Consider the following 17,519-nt stretch of genomic DNA (forward strand, 5'->3'; position numbering starts at 1 on the left):
GTGCTGCTGGCGATCGACGTCCGCAACACCCACACCGTCGTCGGCCTGCTGTCCGGAGCCAAACAGCACGCAAAGGTGGTGCAGCAATGGCGGATACGCACCGAATCTGAAGTCACGGCCGACGAATTGGCGCTCACCATCGACGGCCTGATCGGCGACGACTCCGAGCGGCTCACCGGCGCGGCCGGTCTGTCCACGGTCCCGTCGGTGCTGCACGAGGTGCGGATCATGCTCGACCAGTACTGGCCGTCGGTCCCGCACGTGCTGATCGAACCGGGGGTGCGCACCGGTATCCCGCTGTTGGTCGACAACCCCAAAGAAGTGGGCGCCGACCGGATAATCAACTGCCTGGCGGCGCATCACAAGTTCGGTAAGGCCGCCATCGTCGTCGATTTCGGATCGTCGATCTGCGTGGACGTGGTGTCGGCCAAGGGCGAATTCCTCGGTGGTGCCATCGCACCCGGCGTGCAGGTGTCTTCCGACGCCGCAGCCGCCCGCTCGGCGGCGCTGCGCCGCGTCGAGCTGACCCGGCCGCGTTCGGTCGTCGGCAAGAACACCGTCGAATGCATGCAGGCCGGCGCGGTGTTCGGCTTCGCCGGGCTGGTCGACGGCTTGGTCGGACGCATCCGCGAAGACGTCAAGGGTTTCTCCGCCACCGACGATGTCGCGGTCGTGGCCACCGGGCACACCGCGCCGCTGCTGCTGCCGGAGCTGCATACCGTCGACCACTACGACCAGCACCTGACCCTGCACGGGCTGCGGCTCGTCTTCGAACGAAACCGCGACGCCCAGGGGGGCCGGCTGAAGAGCGCCCGCTAGAACCCGCAGCGAGTCTGCGTAGAGCGCGCGCCGCGAGCCGGCAGTCACGCCGTCAGCGCAGGCTCGCTGCCGTGAGCGCAGACTCGACCCCTTAAGCTGGCACGTCGTGGACTCGGCCGAGACAGACATTCCCGAGCAGTTCCGGATCCGTCGGGACAAGCGTGCTCGGCTATTGGCAGAAGGGCATGACCCCTACCCGGTTGCCATCGAACGCACCCATACCTTGGCCGAGGTCCGCGCCGCCCACCCAGACCTGCCCGTCGACACCGCGACCGACGACATCGTCGGCGTCGCGGGCCGGGTGGTCTTCGCCCGCAACACCGGAAAACTGTGCTTTGCGACACTCCAGGATGGTGACGGTACCCGCCTACAGGTGATGATCAGCCTCGACAAGGTCGGCCGGGAAGCGCTCGACGCGTGGAAAGCCGATGTCGATCTCGGCGACATCGTGTATGTGCACGGCACCGTGATCAGTTCACGGCGAGGCGAATTGTCGGTTCTCGCCGACTCGTGGCGGATGGCCGCCAAGTCGCTGCGGCCGCTGCCCGTCGCGCACAAGGAGATGAGCGAGGAGGCGCGGGTACGGCAGCGCTATGTCGACCTGATCGTCCGCCCGCAGGCGCGGGGGGTGGCCCGGCAGCGGATTGCCGTCATCCGAGCGATACGGAATGCGCTGGAACGCCGCGGGTTCATCGAGGTCGAGACGCCCATGTTGCAGACGTTGGCCGGCGGCGCGGCGGCTCGGCCGTTCGTCACCCATTCCAACGCTCTCGACATGGACCTCTACCTTCGCATCGCGCCGGAACTGTTCCTCAAGCGTTGCATAGTCGGCGGCTTCGACAGAGTCTTCGAACTAAATCGGGTGTTCCGAAACGAAGGCGCCGATTCTACACATTCCCCGGAATTCTCGATGTTGGAGACCTACCAGACCTATGGAACCTATGACGATTCCGCGGTGGTCACCAGGCAGGTTATTCAAGAGGTAGCCGACGAGGCGATCGGCACCCGACAACTTCCGATGCCCGACGGCAGTGTCTACGACATCGACGGAGAATGGGCGACAATCCAGATGTATTCCTCCCTGTCGGCGGCACTGGGCGAAGAGATCACACCGCAGACCTCGGTCGATCGGTTACGCGAGATCGCACGTCGACTCGATGAAGAGATTCTGGACAAGGGTGGCTACCGTCACGGCAAACTCGTCGAGGAACTCTGGGAGCACACCGTGGGCAACACGTTGACCGCACCCACATTTGTGAAGGATTTTCCGGTAGAGACAACGCCATTGACCCGTCAGCACCGCAGTATCGCCGGAGTAACCGAGAAGTGGGACCTCTACCTGCACGGAGTCGAACTGGCCACCGGGTACTCTGAATTAAACGATCCGGTGGTACAGCGGGATAGATTCGCTGACCAGGCCCGCGCCGCGGCGGCGGGCGACGACGAGGCGATGTTGCTCGACGAGGATTTTCTGGCGGCCCTGGAGTACGGGATGCCGCCGTGCACCGGAACGGGAATGGGTATCGATCGGTTGTTGATGGCTTTGACCGGCCTGTCAATTAGGGAGACAGTTTTGTTCCCGATTGTTCGACCACACTCCAACTGAACTGGCCGCCGATGTGTCCAGATTGAGTATTTCACGTTCTTATGGCAGATTAGTGGCCGGGGAGTCTATCCATCCTGCACGGTAACTGCACGGGAAGAAACGCGAGGGTAAGCCAATGGCGAAGAAAGTAACCGTCACCTTGGTCGACGATTTCGACGGTTCCGGCGCCGCCGACGAAACGGTCGAATTCGGGCTTGACGGGGTGACCTATGAGATTGACCTTTCTTCTAAGAATGCCGCGAAACTGCGCGGCGACTTGAAGCAATGGGTTGAGGCCGGCCGTCGTGTCGGCGGTCGCCGGCGCGGGCGTTCCGGCTCCGGCCGCGGCCGCGGCGCGATCGATCGCGAACAAAGCGCCGCGATCCGGGAATGGGCGCGTCGCAATGGACACAACGTGTCGACTCGTGGCCGCATCCCGGCCGACGTCATCGACGCGTTCCACGCCGCAACCTAGTCATCGCTCACACCGGCGCCCAGGCTCCAAGCCTGGGCGCCGGTGCTGTGTCGCTTTCGCTGGTGGCGAACTTGCCGCCGGTCCGCGCCGGAAACATAGCGGCGAGTTTCCTCGTTGACGTGGTGCGGTTCTGAAGTAAGAGGTGCCACGCGGACAGGGGTCCGTGCCCCGGAACCGCTAGGCACCGCAAGGTTATGAACCCTGGCGGGCCGACCATTACAGTGGACAGCAGGTACGCGGGGCCGAGCCGGACCGGTTCGGGGCCGACCAAAGTACCGATGAGGAGAGCAGGTAACCGCCGATGTTCGAACGATTTACCGACCGTGCCCGCCGGGTCGTCGTCCTGGCGCAAGAAGAGGCCCGGATGCTGAACCACAACTACATCGGCACCGAGCACATTCTGTTGGGTCTTATCCACGAAGGCGAGGGCGTAGCCGCCAAGTCGCTGGAGTCGCTGGGTATCTCGCTGGAAGGGGTCCGCAGCCAGGTCGAAGAGATCATCGGCCAGGGCCAGCAGGCGCCGTCCGGGCACATCCCGTTCACTCCGCGGGCCAAGAAGGTCCTCGAGCTGAGCCTGCGCGAGGCGCTGCAACTGGGCCACAACTACATCGGCACCGAGCACATCCTGCTGGGCCTCATCCGCGAGGGTGAGGGGGTAGCGGCTCAGGTTCTGGTGAAGCTGGGCGCCGAGCTGACCCGGGTGCGTCAGCAGGTGATCCAGCTGCTGTCCGGCTACCAGGGCAAGGAGGCCGCCGAGGCCGGCACTGGCGGTCGGGGTGGCGAGTCGGGCACTCCGTCCACCTCGTTGGTGCTCGACCAGTTCGGCCGCAACCTGACAGCCGCGGCGATGGAAGGCAAGCTGGACCCGGTCATCGGCCGCGAGAAGGAAATCGAGCGGGTGATGCAGGTGCTCTCCCGGCGCACCAAGAACAACCCGGTGCTGATCGGCGAGCCCGGTGTCGGTAAGACGGCCGTCGTCGAAGGCCTCGCCCAGGCCATCGTGCACGGCCAGGTCCCCGAGACGCTCAAGGACAAGCAGCTCTACACCCTGGACCTGGGGTCCTTGGTGGCGGGCTCGCGCTACCGCGGTGACTTCGAGGAGCGCCTCAAGAAGGTGCTCAAAGAGATCAACACCCGCGGCGACATCATCTTGTTCATCGACGAGCTGCACACCCTGGTGGGTGCCGGTGCGGCCGAGGGCGCCATCGACGCGGCCAGCATTCTCAAGCCGAAGCTGGCTCGCGGTGAACTTCAAACGATCGGCGCCACCACGCTCGACGAGTACCGCAAGTACATCGAAAAGGACGCCGCCCTGGAGCGCCGCTTCCAGCCGGTGCAAGTCGGCGAGCCGACGGTGGAGCACACCATCGAGATCCTCAAGGGTCTCCGCGACCGCTACGAGGCCCATCACCGGGTGTCCATCACCGACAGCGCTATGGTGGCCGCCGCCACGTTGGCCGACCGCTACATCAACGACCGGTTCCTGCCGGACAAGGCGATCGACCTGATCGACGAGGCCGGGGCCCGGATGCGGATCCGCCGGATGACCGCGCCGCCGGACCTGCGCGAGTTCGACGAGAAGATCGCCGAGGCGCGCCGGGAGAAGGAATCGGCGATCGACGCCCAGGACTTCGAGAAGGCCGCCAGCCTGCGGGATCGGGAGAAGACGCTCGTCGCCCAGCGCGCGGAGCGCGAAAAGCAGTGGCGTTCAGGGGATCTCGACGTGGTCGCCGAAGTTGACGACGAGCAGATCGCCGAGGTCCTGGGTAACTGGACCGGCATCCCGGTGTTCAAGCTCACCGAGGCCGAGACCACCCGGTTGCTGCGCATGGAAGAAGAGCTTCACAAGCGGATCATCGGCCAGGAGGACGCCGTCAAGGCCGTCTCGAAAGCCATCCGGCGTACTCGCGCCGGACTGAAAGACCCGAAGCGCCCGTCGGGCTCGTTTATCTTCGCCGGACCGTCCGGCGTGGGTAAGACCGAACTGTCCAAGGCGCTGGCCAACTTCCTGTTCGGCGACGACGACGCGCTCATCCAGATCGACATGGGTGAGTTCCACGACCGGTTCACCGCGTCGCGGCTGTTCGGTGCTCCGCCCGGATATGTCGGCTACGAGGAGGGCGGTCAGCTCACCGAGAAGGTGCGGCGCAAACCGTTCAGCGTGGTCTTGTTCGACGAGATCGAGAAGGCGCACCAGGAGATCTACAACAGCCTGTTGCAAGTGCTCGAGGATGGCCGGCTCACCGACGGTCAGGGCCGCACGGTGGACTTCAAGAACACCGTGCTGATCTTCACGTCGAACCTGGGGACATCCGATATTTCTAAGCCCGTCGGCCTCGGGTTCACCAAGGGTGGCGGTGAGAACGACTACGAGCGGATGAAGCAGAAGGTCAACGACGAGCTCAAGAAGCACTTCCGCCCGGAGTTCCTCAACCGCATCGACGACATCATCGTGTTCCACCAGCTGACCCGCGACGAAATCATCCAGATGGTCGACCTGATGATCGGCCGGGTCGCCGGCCAGCTCAAGAGCAAGGACATGGCGCTGGAGCTGACCGACAAGGCCAAGTCGCTGCTGGCCAAGCGTGGCTTCGACCCGGTGCTGGGTGCCCGTCCGCTGCGGCGCACCATACAGCGCGAGATCGAGGACCAGCTGTCCGAGAAGATCCTTTTCGAGGAGGTCGGGCCGGGCCAGGTCGTCACTGTCGACGTGGACAACTGGGACGGTGAAGGCGCCGGCGAGGATGCCGTGTTCACCTTCACCGGCACCCGCAAGCCGCCGGCCGAGCCGGACCTGGCCAAGGCCGGAGCGCCTGGCGCTGGCAGTCCCGGGCCGAGCGGGCCGTAGTAGCGGGCGGTAGACAACTGAGCGATCCTGCCGAGGCATGCCCACTCCTGGGCGCCTCGGCAGGACCGTTTGGTATTACCTGAGCGTCGACCGGCAACGCTTGAGCGGTTTACACTGACCGGTATCGACGACGGCAACGGAATCTGGTGAGAGTCCAGAACGGTCGCGCCACTGTACACAGTCAGACCCGTTGCCCGTCACCAGCATCTACGTGGGACGCGAGATCCCCAGAAGGAGTCGACCCGTGGCTAATTCCCAGGCAACCCCCGCTCGGCCGGTTCATGTGTCGGCGGTGAGTGCCGCGCTGTGGTTGGCCGCCACCGCCGTCCTGGCGCTGTTGGTCATCGATTTTGTCGCCTTCGACCAGGGCGCGGTGTCACTGTTCGGTGGCGACACGCACGTGCACGAATTCTTCCACGACGCAAGGCATCTGCTCGGCTTCCCCTGCCACTGAGCCACCCAGGGCTGACATTATGGAGAAGCGTCTGATAGCGCGCGGACTCCTGGCCGGCGCGGTGGGCGCCGTGCTGGCGTTTGCGTTCGCTCGTGTGTTTGCCGAGCCGGTCATCGGCCGCGCAATCGACTACGAGGACGGCCGCACCGAAGCGGCGCACGCTCAGGGCGTGCACGAGCACGGTGTCGAATTGTTCAGCCGCGGCGTGCAGGGCACCGCCGGATTGGGTTTCGGTGTCCTGTTTTTCGGCGTCGCCCTGGGTGCGTTGTTCGCCGTGCTGTTCTGCGTTGCCCACTCTCGGACCAGAAACGTTGGACCGCAAAGGCTTTCGATTCGTCTAGCAGCCGGTGCCGGCACCGCGGTGTACCTAGTGCCCTTTCTGAAATATCCGCCCAACCCACCGGCCGTGGGTCAGGCGGACACGATCGGATCGCGCACCCTGTGGTACCTGGTCATGGTGGTGGCGTCGGTGGCGCTTGCACTGGGCGCCGTGTGGCTGGGCGGCCGGCTGGCTCCGCGAGTGGGTGCGTGGAACGCCGGACTATCGGCCGTTGGTGCCTATATCGTCGCGAGTGCGGTGGTCATGTCGGTGTTGCCGACAGTCGACGAAACACCGAGGCCGATGCGCGACGCTGCCGGAACGATCATCTATCCCGGATTCCCGGCCGATGTCCTCTACGAATTCAGGCTGGCGTCGCTGGGCACCCAGATGGTGCTGTGGGCGACCATCGGGGTGGTCTTTTCGACGCTGGCGCGCCGGCTGCTGGATACGACGGCCGCGACGGGACGGGCGGCGAGCATCGCGACGTGACCCGCCAGTGAGCCAGGTCATCAGGCTGACGTTGGTGTCGCACGCGATGACCGATGCCATGGCGGTCGGCCGGTTTCCGGCCGACGAGCCGCTCAACGACACCGGCCGTCGCCAGGCAGAAACCGCGGGGCGCCCCGACATCCGGTGTGGCGTTACCCAACTGGTCGCACCCGAGCGGCGGACCCGGCAAACGGCTCACCTGTTGGGACTGCGGGCCGCGACGGAGCCGCAACTGGCCGACCTCGATTGCGGATGCTGGCGCGGCACCGGTCTCGAGTACGTTGACAACCATCAGCTTCAGGCGTGGCTGACCGAACCCGCCGAGGCACCGCACGGCGGTGAGTCCATCGTCGACCTGATCGACCGGGTGGCGGGATGGCTGGCGTCGCTGGCCGGCAACACCGTGGCGGTGACCCATCCGGCGGTAATCCGGGCGGCGATCCTGGTGGCGCTTGACAGTCCACCGAAATCCTTCTGGCGTATCGACATTGCGCCGGTCAGTCGAACCGTCATGCATTACCGCGGGCATCGCTGGACGCTGCGGCTATAGCGACCTATCGCGGACCCACCAATGCGAAGACCTGCTTGGCAACCTGCAGCATCCATCCGGTCACCGTCGGCCCGTGATCACGGGGCCAGTTCAGCTGAAAGCTCACCACCCATGCCTGGCCGGTCCTGTCCTCGGCATACCAGCTGAAGGTCAGGTCCCCTGGCAGCCCGCCGGCCTTCGCGCCGATGTAAGGCCAATCGTTGCGGTCCAGCTGGATACCTGGAACAGCGGACAGGATCTGCCGGACCGGCGCGGCCGGGCCAACCGCATTGGCCTGCAAAGCCAGGTGCACCCGGCAAATGTCCTCCGCGCTTCCGTACCACTCCGCGCCGTACGTGGAGGCCGGAGTGTGGGCACGCATCGGATCAGGTTGGTAGGGCGTCGCATTCGCCTGCTGCAGTAACTGAGCGCGGACCTGCTGGGATGCGTGTTTCCATTGGTCGCGCACATCCGGTTGACCCCAGCCGACGGAGAACAGCTCGTACATCGTGGGAAACGGTGTCATGCTGGCCGGATCGTGATGGCCGGCGGTGGCCAGCGCCTCCTCGATAGCGTGAGTGCCCAGCCTCTCGATCAGCAAGTCGGTGGCCATGTTGTCGCTGGTGGCGATCATCTTCTCGGCGGCGGTGCGAACCGAAACATTCGCCCCGGGCGGCAGTTCCAGGCCCGACGAACCCACCGCTTTGCTCTTGGCGGTCACGGTGAGCAGTTCGTCCCAGGACACCGTGCCGTCCTTCACCGCGTCAGCCAGGGCGTGCAACACGTACAACTTGAAAATCGAAGCAAGCGGCAAGGATTCGCGGGTATTGGTGCCCGCTACCGGGTCGCAGTTGCCGTTGGTCACCTTCGCGACTTGGTAGGAATAGCGGGCGCCGGTTCGGCTCAACACGGCGTCGACGTCGCGCCACGAGCTGACCGACGGTGGCTGGGTCTCGAGATCGAACCGATCGACCTGGCCCTGGTCGTCGGTATGGATCCGAATGTCTTGCCGCGCACCGTAAGACGAAATGAGATGCAGCGTGGCCACGCTGGCGCCGATGGCTACGCCTTCGACGGTGAACGGGCGGTCCCACCACAGCTCTTCCATGGTGTGCTCGACGGAGCCGATTTGCCCGGGCGTCGCCAGGGTGCCGACGCCCACCGGCCCGATCGGCCAATCCGAGTTGAGCATGTCCACCGTCTGCTGGGCACGCAGGCCGGGTGGTGTTCTGGTGTCGATGCGGCGCCCCGGATCGGCTGCGTTGGCGGTTGGCGTGGGCGAGTGTGCGCAACCGGGAGCCAGGGCGACCACTAATGCGGCGGCGGCGCCTAACGCCCTTGCACGGGGCGGCAGCGCCGGCCGGCTACTTCGTTTCGCCAGTCCCGGCAACGTCGAGCACAACCTCGAATTCCAGGAGCGAAGCACCGGTCGCCACGGGGTTGGCCCGGTGGCCGGCGTGGGCCTCTTTGGCCGGCCCGTTCGCCCAGGCCTGGAATGCTTCATCGGACTCCCAGTGTGTCACCACGAAGTAGCGGTCTTCGCCCTTGACCGGTCGCAGCAACTGAAAGCCGAGGAAACCGGGAGAATTCTCCACCGCATGCGCACGGTGGGCGAAACGCTTCTCCAGTTCGGGGCCAGCGTCGGCAGGCACCTCGATTGCGTTGATCTTCACCACTGGCATGTCGCTAGGCTACCGTGCCCGCCATGCCGACCGATCTGCTGACCCATCGCGGCGGGCAAGGCGAACCGCTGGTCCTGGTACACGGGTTGATGGGCCGGGGTAGCACGTGGTCGCGGCAGCTGCCGTGGCTGACCCGGTTGGGCAGTGTCTATACCTACGACGCGCCGTGGCACCGGGGCCGTGACGTCGACGATCCGTACCCGATCAGCACCGAACGCTTCGTGGCCGACCTGGTTGACGCGGTTGCTCCGCTGGGCGTGCCTGCGCGCCTGGTCGGGCATTCGATGGGTGCTTTGCATTCGTGGTGTTTGGCCGCGCAGCGTCCCGATTTGGTGGCGGCGTTGGTGGTCGAGGACATGGCACCGGACTTCGTTGGCCGCACCACCGGTCCATGGGAGCCGTGGCTACATGCGCTTCCCGTCGAATTCGCCTCTGCAGAACAGGTTTTCGCCGAGTTCGGCCCGGTCGCCGGTCAATACTTCCTGGAGGCCTTCGACCGCACCGCCACCGGTTGGCGGCTGCACGGAAATACCTCACGGTGGATCGAGATCGCCGCCGAGTGGGGCACCCGCGACTACTGGGCGCAGTGGCGGGCGGTCCGGGCCCCAGCACTGCTGATCGAGGCCGGCAACTCGGTCACGCCGCCGGGGCAGATGCGCGAAATGGCTGAAAGGGACTGTCCAACAACGTATCTGCGAGTCCCAGAAGCGGGTCATCTGGTCCACGATGAAGCGCCGCTGGTGTATCGCCACGCGGTCGAATCCTTTTTCGCCGACATCGGGGCCGGCTGAGCCGACTCCCTGCAAACCTCAACGGAAACTCGGCCGGCGCCCGCCCCGTGACGACCGTCGCCGTTACCCATCCGGGGCTTGGGTACCGGAGCCGCTAAACCCGATGGTCAATTAACGAAGTGGTTTACGCGAATCTCAAAAGTCCTATAATGAGGGAATGGACGCTGCCGAAAAGCGGAGCGCGGCCGCCCAACCTGCTGTCGAAGCTCCCGACCGAACCTGGACCTTCCTGACGAACCATGCCCATGTGTTGCTGTGCGTGTCGACCGGCGAGCCCCTGACAGCTCGCGAGCTGGCGCTGCGAATCGGCATCACCGAGCGTTCCGTGCAGGCGATATTGACCGACCTGACCGAGGAGGGCTACCTCATCAAGTCCAAGGTTGGTCGTCGCAACGTGTACGAGCTCAATCCGCAGGGTCGGCTACGCCACCCACTCGAAGCCAGCCATACCGTGGGTGAGCTCGTTACGGCCTTGTCCTGAACTGAACGCCCTGGCATGGCCGGTTGGCCGCCGCGCCGGTCCGTCATGCCGACGTCCGAGCGAGCTGGTGCCGCCCTGCCCGCTTGGGCAGGGGTAGCCCGGCCAGACGGCGCCATGACTGGATCGCCTCGGAGGTGACGTGGGCGTATCCGATTGGCGAGTCAATCCCGGTACCGAGCATGTGGGCGCGCAGGGCGCTGCCGGTGATGGCGTCCAGTGTCGCCACGCGGCGACCTGCGACCAGCTCGGTCGACTGGTGTGCCGCCTGCAGGGCATAGAACCCGGCGGGATTCGACGCGGGGACGAAGGCATTGGCTTCGCCCATCGCAATGTCGTACGCGGTATGCCAACGGGTGAGCGACGGCATAGTGCCGCGCGCAACGCGTCGGTGCAGTTCGGCGATATCGGCGATCGCCTTGATCGTGGTGATTCTGGCGTATCGGACGAGTCCCCAGGTCGGGCTGGTCAACAGCTCGGCCACCCAGCCGTGGACGACCCGGCGGGAAACCCCGGCGGTTCCCACCGTCTGCCAGCCCAGGTCGAGGGCGATGATGCTGTTTTCGGGCGTCAGGTAACCGCCTGGACCGGCCAGCAGGTCATTGCACGATTGGACGAATGCGGCCAACGGGCGGGCCGAACACGCAGGATAGTCGGTGATCTTCGAGTCGCCATTGATGTAGGAGATGACGTTCATGGCGCAGCCGGCGCCCGTCCCCGGCTGGTGAGGGCCTTTGGCCAACCTCAACGGGTTGGTGATGCGGTCGAGATCCATGTGCCCTTCCTCCGGCGTTCGCCACTCCCTAATGCGAAAGGTATATAGCCGAAGCGTTTTTCATCAATGGAAGTTCATATGAGTTTGCTATGAGTGGGGACGTGGGAGGCCGGTAAGACGGGCCGTCGCCACCGGTGCTCATGGCCTGCTCAGCTCGGCGGTGAAGGTGCCGGGACTGATCGGTCGGCGAACGCCGGCGCCCCCCGCCCCGGCATAGTTGCCGGTTCGCAACCTGGTCTACCGCAACTCACCGGCGAGGGTGCTGGCCCGGCCGCGAACTCGCGGTCGGGCCAGCACCCCACGGGTTAGACGCACTCCAACAACGCCGAGTCGCTCTCGTCGATGTCGCCGAACGTCGCGCAGGCGCGCAGCCCGCCGTCTTGGGCATTGCTGACCAAGCACACGATCGCCGCCTGTCCGCTGTCCACGGCCTTGGCGATCACCGCCGACTTGTGCAGCAGCGAGACACCGGTGTGCACCACGTGGGCGGCCGACAGCTCGTCGGCACTGCTGATGTTGGCGTCCTGGCGGGCGAGCGAAGATATCGCCTGCTCGACAACCGCGCGAGCCGCGCCCTCCGGAATGGTGACGTTGTTCCAGGCCGCTAGCGCGGTCTCCATGGCGGCGCAGTGTTCATGGCCGAGAATGACGATCAGCGGTGTCTTGAGGGTGCCGACCGCGTACTCGACGGTGGCCAGCACGCCGGTGTCGATAACGTGTCCCCAGGTGCTGATGTCGATGAGTGAGCCCCAGCTTTGACCGAGCACCACCTCGCTCGCCGTGTCGGCGTCTGCGCAGCGGAAGACCACTGCGATGGGTGAGTGGTCGTTGGCGCCGGCCTTCTGCTTCGACCGCAGGGTGGTGTAGAAACGTTGGTTTCCGGCTTGCAGGCGCTGCCAGGCGATTGACGGGTTGGACATGATGGTTCCTTTCTTGTGGGGTCTTGTGGGGTCTTGTGGGGTCTTGGTGGGGTCTTGTTGGGTCTAGCTGAAGTACTCGGGTCGGCTGACGTAGGTGTCGGTGACGAACATGACCCCCGGCGACCCCTCGAGCAGGCGGCGCAGTCCGGCGATCAGTGCCTCGGATTTGGCGTCCGGGACGACGGTGATCAGCAGCTCGAGCGCGGCCTGCTGGTTGAAGAGCAGCCGGCCCTGGTGGTAGCCGTGATGGCCGAGCCCCGAGACGCCGGACACACTGGTGAATCCGGTGGCGCCGGCGTTGTGGAACTGCTCCCGGACGGCGGGGGCGTGTTCTCCGGCCACGACCACTTCGATCTTGGTCATCTTGGTCAAGCCGTTGGTTGGCATGGCATTACCTCCTGGTCGGTCGGGTAGTGGTTTGCTGCGGTTGCTGTGGTCTCCCAGCGCCGCCAACCGCCGCGGGTCCAGCGCTGCCAGTCGTCGTTGGGGCCTTCCCGGGCGGCCAGGCACACCCAGTCGTTGCCGAACAAGTGCTGCAGGATGGGGTTTCGCTCGACGACCATGTCGATGCGCTGCAGCGGCGCCTGCACGACGGTCAACAGGCGCATGGGTTCATGCCCGAAGGACCGGCCGTCGGTAAGCGACTGCCGAGGCAGGCCCAACTGCAGGTCGCCGCCGTGTCCGGCGAGCACGCCCACACCGCCGACCACGTTGTGGATGGTCTTGGTTCCAGCTCCGAACAGTTCCGGCGCCACCGTGGAGAAGTAGTACTGGCAGTTGATCCACTGAGCGACCACCATCGGTGCGGTGAGGATGGTCTCCAGCGCGCCGCCCTCGGCGTCCACGTCGGCTTCGTAGGAGTGCAGGAAGACCCGTCGCTGCAGACCGATGCCGCGGGTCAGCGCGCGCGGCGCGACGACGAAGGCCGCGTTGCCCGCCAGGCCCCACTCGGGAAAGACCTGCGCCCAGTCGACGGATCGCTGAGCGACGTGGCGAGCGGCGCGCCGCGGGTCGGGGTCGGCAGGGCCGCCGGGAAGCCCGGAGCAGCGCTCGGCGGCCAGCTCGGCGCCGGCGAGCTGGAGATCCGCGACGAGCCGGCGCACGTCCGGTAGATGACTATCCGGAACCAGGTGCTGGTCCAACACCGTCACGAGGTCGGTGGCGGTGTCGTGTTGAGCCGCGACGAACCAAGTGTCGTCGGGGATCGTGATCCCCGAGGCGCTCAACTCAGACCGGACGTCGGCGTCGTTGAGGATCGCCGCGGCGGTACGGGCGTTGGGTCCGCCGGCCTGTCCGCCGCAGGCCCCACAGTCCAGAGCCGCCTGGAACGGGTTGTTCTCGGTGACGCTGCCGTGCCCGCACAAGACGACCAGCCGGGCGAATTCTCCCGTGAGGCCCATGGTGGTGAGTGCGACGTGTGCGTACAGGGCGCGATGGGCCAGTGCGACGGTGTCGTTGATCGACAGCACGGTAGGAGCCGGGGGCGCCAGCCGGTCGCGAAGGCGTCTCCGTAGTTTCCCGCTGCCTATCGGGCTCAGCGTTTTGGCCGCGGCCCACGGACCGGCCGCCCAACCGGCCGCCTCGGCCAAGGCGAACGGGGCGATCAGCGCCTGCTTTGCGGCATGAAATGCCGCTTCGGCGCCGGCCATGATCGTGCTGCCGTTGCGCAGCCGCTGCGCCGCACCGGCGGCCGACGGCACCGGGTGTTCGACGACTTCATGTTCGGGGCGGATCAGCACCGGGCACAGGTCGTTGGGCGATCCACCCAGCAGGCTGGTGAACCGGATGGCGACGGCGAAGAAGCCGGCGAATCCGAAAGTCTGGTACTCGCCGAGGAATTCGATGTGGCGGCGCAGCCCCTCGGATCGGGTGTCGATGCAGCACACGATCTGGGCTGCGGCGCGCCCATTCCCGGGTGCCGGGGGGTTTTCCGCCAAGCCTCGCAGTAGTTTGTCGCGATAGTGGGCCTCGTAGGCCTGCTGCCACACCAGCTGCCGCGCGGTAACCGGCAATGCCGACAAAACCCTTGCGGCAGCACCTAAGTCGGCGTCGCTTACCTCGTCGAGCCCCCATGCTCGGGCCAGCGCGGCGGCTCGTTCGCGGGCTGAGGATAGGCGCGGCCGGGTGGCCGCCACCGGCTCGTCCGGCGCGTTGAACGTGTTGTGGGACAGCAATACTGCTTCGTACGTCAGCCGCATTGCGAGGTAGTCCAGTAGGTCCACACCGGTGACGCGTTCGGCAGACCAGCGGACGTGGGCGGCCCAGCCCGGAAGCCGCGTCAAGTGGGCTTGCAAGTAGGTAATCCGGTCGTCGTCGGCCACGCCCAGCTGGTCCAGGGCTTGCAGCGCGGCGTCGTCGGCCCGGGTGGGCGCCTTGCGCAGCGACGCTCGCGCCCGGCGGCTCAGCTTGTGGTCGCCGGGGGCCAGTGTCCGCCAGGCGCGGTAGAAGCCCAAGTGGTGGTCGGGCATCGGCCAGCCCGCTGCCGGTGATCCGAAGAACGCCGCACACCATTTGGTGGCTTGGGCGTCGACCTGCCCGGCTACCTGCGGTGCCACTTGCTCACTCCGAGTCAGGTTGCGGCGTAACGGCTTCGGAGCCAAACTGCCGTGCAGCAGGTCGCCGCGCAGCAGTTGCGAAGGTGTCATCACGCGGGTTCCCATCCGGACGGGCTCGCCGTCCAGCAAGGTGGGGTAGCGCAGCCGCAGCGTCGACTCGAGATCGGCGTCGGTGATCCGTCCGCTGCGGTACAGGCCGCGGAACGTCGTCTCGTCCAGCACGCCGGCGCTGCCGTAGAGGTCGCCGGCCCGTCGGACCGCCTGCTCGAAGGGCATCGACTCCAACCCGGCCAGCGGGTTGACCGCGATAAAGGTCTCCAGCGGGTAGTGGGTGGGTATCACACGGGCGGCCAGGTTCACGTCGCTGCGTAACTGCGCGCGCCGGGTTTCGGTCGAGACGTTGTCAGCCGCGATGGTCACTGGAGGGCTCCTGTCAGTTGCGTGTTCGGTTGGGGACGAGTCGCCGGAACATGGCCGGCGACAAGCGCTTTCGCGTACAGGGTGCGCTGCAGCCGACCGAACCAGCCGTTGGCCGGGGCCCGGGGCAGCAGGGTCAGTGCCGCAAGGATGACCGCGACTGCGACGATGCCCGCAGATGACGCGGACGGTACGGTGACCGCGGGCAGATCGGGCGCCAGGAATCCGGTTACCGCGCCGACCAGTGCGACGTATCCGATGGCAGCCACGAGCAGCCCGCCGGCCCCGATGAGAGCAGCCCGTGCGCCCGGGCTCCTCGCCAACCAGCCCGTCAACGCTGCCGCGGCCGTCGCCCAGGTGAAGACCAGCAGCACCCGCGCCGAGCCGTGCTCGACGTGCTGCAGTCGCACGATGCTGCTGGCCGCATACAGCGCGGCGGCCGGCAGCAGCAGTGCCGCGGCATGGATCGCTGCCCAGCGGGCCCGGGTCGGCGTCGGCGCCGGTGGCCGAGCGGCCTTTTGGCGCCGCTTGGCTATCGCCGAGCCGGACGACAGGAACAGGGTGGCTTTGTAGAAGCCGTGGCCCACCAGGTGGAATACCGCGGCGGCGGACAGGCCCAGGCCGCAGGTCAAGATCATGAAGCCCATCTGGGCCATCGTCGAATACACCAGCGAGCCCTTGATGTCGGATTTGGTGAGCATCACGACGCCGCCGTAGAGCACGCTGAGCGTTCCGGCGGTGAAGGCCAGGCCCATGGCCATGGCCGATCCGCTGACGATTGGGCTCAACCGCACCAGCAGCACACCGCCGGCGTTGACGACGCCGGCGTGGAGCAGCGCCGAGACGGGCGTGGGCGCGGCCAGGGTGGCCGGCAGCCAGCGATGAAAGGGAAGCTGCGCCGAGCGCGACAGAGCGGCCACCACGATCAGACCGGCTGCCGCCCACAAGGCCGGTGACCGGCCCTCGAATGGGTTGGGCCCGAGGTCGAACAGGCTGACGTTGCCCCATTGCATGGTGATCAAGCCGACCGCCGACCACAGCGCCAGATCGCCCAGCAGGAACGCTGTCGCCGTCCGCAGCACGCCGTCGCGGGCGGCGGGCAGCTCCCAGTAAGTCGCCTGCAGCAGGCACAGCGCGATGCCGGCCACGGTCCACGAGACGGCCAGACCGATCAGGGTTCCAGAGGTCATGAGGCCGGCGGAGGCCGTGGTGAGCATGCCGGTACCGGCGGTGAACCACCCCGATCGGCGATCGCAGGCGAGGTAGCGCAGTGCGAAAACCTGTACGACCGTGCTCACTCCGTACACCAACACCAACAGCAGCGCGCTGAGCCGGTTGGCTCCCAGCTCGGCGATCAGGGTGCCGCCCGCTGACCGCAGGGTGGCCGAGAGGGGGCCGTCGACCGCTACGTGCAGCGCTATCAGCAATGCGGAAACCAAGCCCGCACCGGCGGCTGCGGCGCCCAATTGGCCGACGAGGCGTGGATGCCGCGAACCGGCCAGGAGCGCGCTCAGCGATGCAAGCAGGGGCAACGTCAAGGCACCGACGAGGACGGCGTTCACCGGCCATCACCGCCAGTGCTGGCAGCGGTAGGTCTGGAGTTCATGCGAAGCAAACTACGCGATATTTAATACATCTGTCAAACATCGCGAAATATATTTCATGATCTAGACCTCGGAGGCAGAGCCGTTTGGGTCGAGCATCAATGGCGCCCGCTCCTGCGACAACGGCCGCGGCGGGCGACGCGGTGATGATCCGACCGCGGTCTGTGTGGCGGCAGCGTAGAAAACTCGAGACGATCGCTCGGAAACCCTGAGACATCGCGCCCTGCCGCGCGACGATGTAGTCCTGTCGATTGGCCGACGGTGAACGAGCGATTGTCAGGGCCGCCATCGTCGTGATGACTCGTGGGAGGTGGCACGTGTCGCTTGTGATTGCGGCTCCGGATCTGATGGCGTCGGCGGCCGCGGATTTGACTGGCCTCGGCGCGACGCTGGGCAGCGCCAACGTGGCTGCGGCGGCCGCGACGACGGGGGTGTTGGCGGCGGCCGGTGATGAGGTGTCGGCGGCTATTGCGGCGGTGTTTCCGGGCATGGTCAGGGCTATCAGGCGCTGAGCGTGCAGGCCGCGGCGTTTCATGACCAGTTTGTGGCGGCGTTGAGTGCGGGTGCGGGGACGTATGCGGCTGCGGAGTCTGCGGCGGCTTCGCCGCTGCAGAGCGTGCTCAACCTGGTCAATGCGCCCTTCCAGTCGGCGTTGGGTCGGCCGTTGATCGGCAACGGCGCCAACGGGGCCCCGGGAACCGGGGCGGCCGGCGGGGCTGGCGGACTCTTGTTGGGCAACGGCGGGGCCGGTGGGTCCGGAGCGGCCGGGATGGCGG

The 17,519-nt window shown here is 66.3% G+C and carries 16 protein-coding genes and 1 pseudogene; 10 read left to right on the plus strand and 7 right to left on the minus strand.

All coding sequences use genetic code 11. The annotated features are described in order from the left end of the window. The 7 genes from BST40_RS19140 to BST40_RS19170 all read left to right on the plus strand — a co-directional run bounded on the left by BST40_RS19140 (position 1) and on the right by BST40_RS19170 (position 7,542). Positions 1 to 819, plus strand: coding sequence for a type III pantothenate kinase (locus BST40_RS19140; protein WP_075549052.1), 819 nt, complete (start codon positions 1 to 3; stop codon positions 817 to 819). Between the two features lie 106 nt (positions 820 to 925). Next, positions 926 to 2,425, plus strand: coding sequence for a lysine--tRNA ligase (lysS, locus tag BST40_RS19145; protein WP_075549051.1), 1,500 nt, complete (start codon positions 926 to 928; stop codon positions 2,423 to 2,425). Positions 2,426 to 2,540: 115 nt separating this feature from the next. Then, on the plus strand, positions 2,541 to 2,879 hold the full coding sequence (lsr2, locus tag BST40_RS19150) for a histone-like nucleoid-structuring protein Lsr2 (protein WP_023368518.1): 339 nt from the start codon (positions 2,541 to 2,543) through the stop codon (positions 2,877 to 2,879). A gap of 301 nt (positions 2,880 to 3,180) precedes the next feature. Then, positions 3,181 to 5,727, plus strand: a complete 2,547-nt coding sequence (gene clpC1, locus BST40_RS19155) for an ATP-dependent protease ATP-binding subunit ClpC (RefSeq protein ID WP_075549050.1) — start codon at positions 3,181 to 3,183, stop codon at positions 5,725 to 5,727. 244 nt (positions 5,728 to 5,971) lie between these two features. Continuing rightward, positions 5,972 to 6,181, plus strand: a complete 210-nt coding sequence (locus BST40_RS19160; protein WP_083155136.1) for a CbtB domain-containing protein — start codon at positions 5,972 to 5,974, stop codon at positions 6,179 to 6,181. 19 nt (positions 6,182 to 6,200) lie between these two features. Further along, positions 6,201 to 6,992: a CbtA family protein gene (locus BST40_RS19165; protein ID WP_083155139.1), complete on the plus strand. Its 792-nt coding sequence runs from the start codon at positions 6,201 to 6,203 to the stop codon at positions 6,990 to 6,992. 7 nt (positions 6,993 to 6,999) lie between these two features. Beyond that, positions 7,000 to 7,542, plus strand: coding sequence for a histidine phosphatase family protein (locus tag BST40_RS19170; protein WP_075549047.1), 543 nt, complete (start codon positions 7,000 to 7,002; stop codon positions 7,540 to 7,542). 4 nt (positions 7,543 to 7,546) lie between these two features. Here BST40_RS19170 and BST40_RS19175 read toward each other — a convergent pair whose 3' ends face one another. Next, a complete protein-coding gene (locus BST40_RS19175) occupies positions 7,547 to 8,902 on the minus strand; it encodes a serine hydrolase (protein WP_183155058.1) in 1,356 nt (451 codons plus the stop codon). Beyond that, a complete protein-coding gene (gene mhuD / locus BST40_RS19180) occupies positions 8,886 to 9,203 on the minus strand; it encodes a mycobilin-forming heme oxygenase MhuD (protein ID WP_075549045.1) in 318 nt (105 codons plus the stop codon). Before mhuD ends, BST40_RS19175 begins: the two co-directional genes overlap by 17 nt. 14 nt (positions 9,204 to 9,217) lie before the next feature. Between mhuD and BST40_RS19185 the strand changes: the two genes are divergently transcribed. Together BST40_RS19185 and BST40_RS19190 are read left to right on the plus strand one after the other, a co-directional pair. Further along, on the plus strand, positions 9,218 to 9,994 hold the full coding sequence (locus BST40_RS19185) for an alpha/beta fold hydrolase (protein WP_089025227.1): 777 nt from the start codon (positions 9,218 to 9,220) through the stop codon (positions 9,992 to 9,994). A 157-nt stretch (positions 9,995 to 10,151) separates the two neighbouring features. Continuing rightward, complete coding sequence (locus tag BST40_RS19190) at positions 10,152 to 10,475, plus strand: helix-turn-helix transcriptional regulator (protein WP_063468853.1); 324 nt, start codon at positions 10,152 to 10,154, stop codon at positions 10,473 to 10,475. A gap of 43 nt (positions 10,476 to 10,518) precedes the next feature. Here the strand turns inward: BST40_RS19190 and BST40_RS19195 are convergent, their stop codons facing one another. The 5 genes from BST40_RS19195 to BST40_RS19215 all read right to left on the minus strand — a co-directional run bounded on the left by BST40_RS19195 (position 10,519) and on the right by BST40_RS19215 (position 16,701). Next, complete coding sequence (locus BST40_RS19195; protein WP_075549044.1) at positions 10,519 to 11,247, minus strand: hypothetical protein; 729 nt, start codon at positions 11,245 to 11,247, stop codon at positions 10,519 to 10,521. Positions 11,248 to 11,552: 305 nt separating this feature from the next. After that, positions 11,553 to 12,167, minus strand: a complete 615-nt coding sequence (locus tag BST40_RS19200; protein WP_083155144.1) for a carbonic anhydrase — start codon at positions 12,165 to 12,167, stop codon at positions 11,553 to 11,555. Positions 12,168 to 12,230: 63 nt separating this feature from the next. Beyond that, entirely contained in the window at positions 12,231 to 12,554 is a 324-nt protein-coding gene (locus BST40_RS19205) for a P-II family nitrogen regulator (protein WP_075549042.1), read from the minus strand. Then, entirely contained in the window at positions 12,536 to 15,142 is a 2,607-nt protein-coding gene (locus BST40_RS19210; RefSeq protein WP_083155147.1) for a DUF2309 domain-containing protein, read from the minus strand. The genes BST40_RS19205 and BST40_RS19210 overlap by 19 nt, the downstream gene beginning before the upstream one ends. After that, complete coding sequence (locus tag BST40_RS19215) at positions 15,139 to 16,701, minus strand: proton-conducting transporter transmembrane domain-containing protein (RefSeq protein WP_083155149.1); 1,563 nt, start codon at positions 16,699 to 16,701, stop codon at positions 15,139 to 15,141. Before BST40_RS19215 ends, BST40_RS19210 begins: the two co-directional genes overlap by 4 nt. A gap of 389 nt (positions 16,702 to 17,090) precedes the next feature. On the opposite strand from BST40_RS19215, the pseudogene BST40_RS31840 reads away from it, so the two are divergent. Next, positions 17,091 to 17,519: pseudogene (locus BST40_RS31840) on the plus strand (PE family protein); the annotation flags it as partial.

Origin of the sequence: Mycobacterium persicum, assembly GCF_002086675.1 — a bacterium.
Lineage (GTDB): Bacteria > Actinomycetota > Actinomycetes > Mycobacteriales > Mycobacteriaceae > Mycobacterium > Mycobacterium persicum.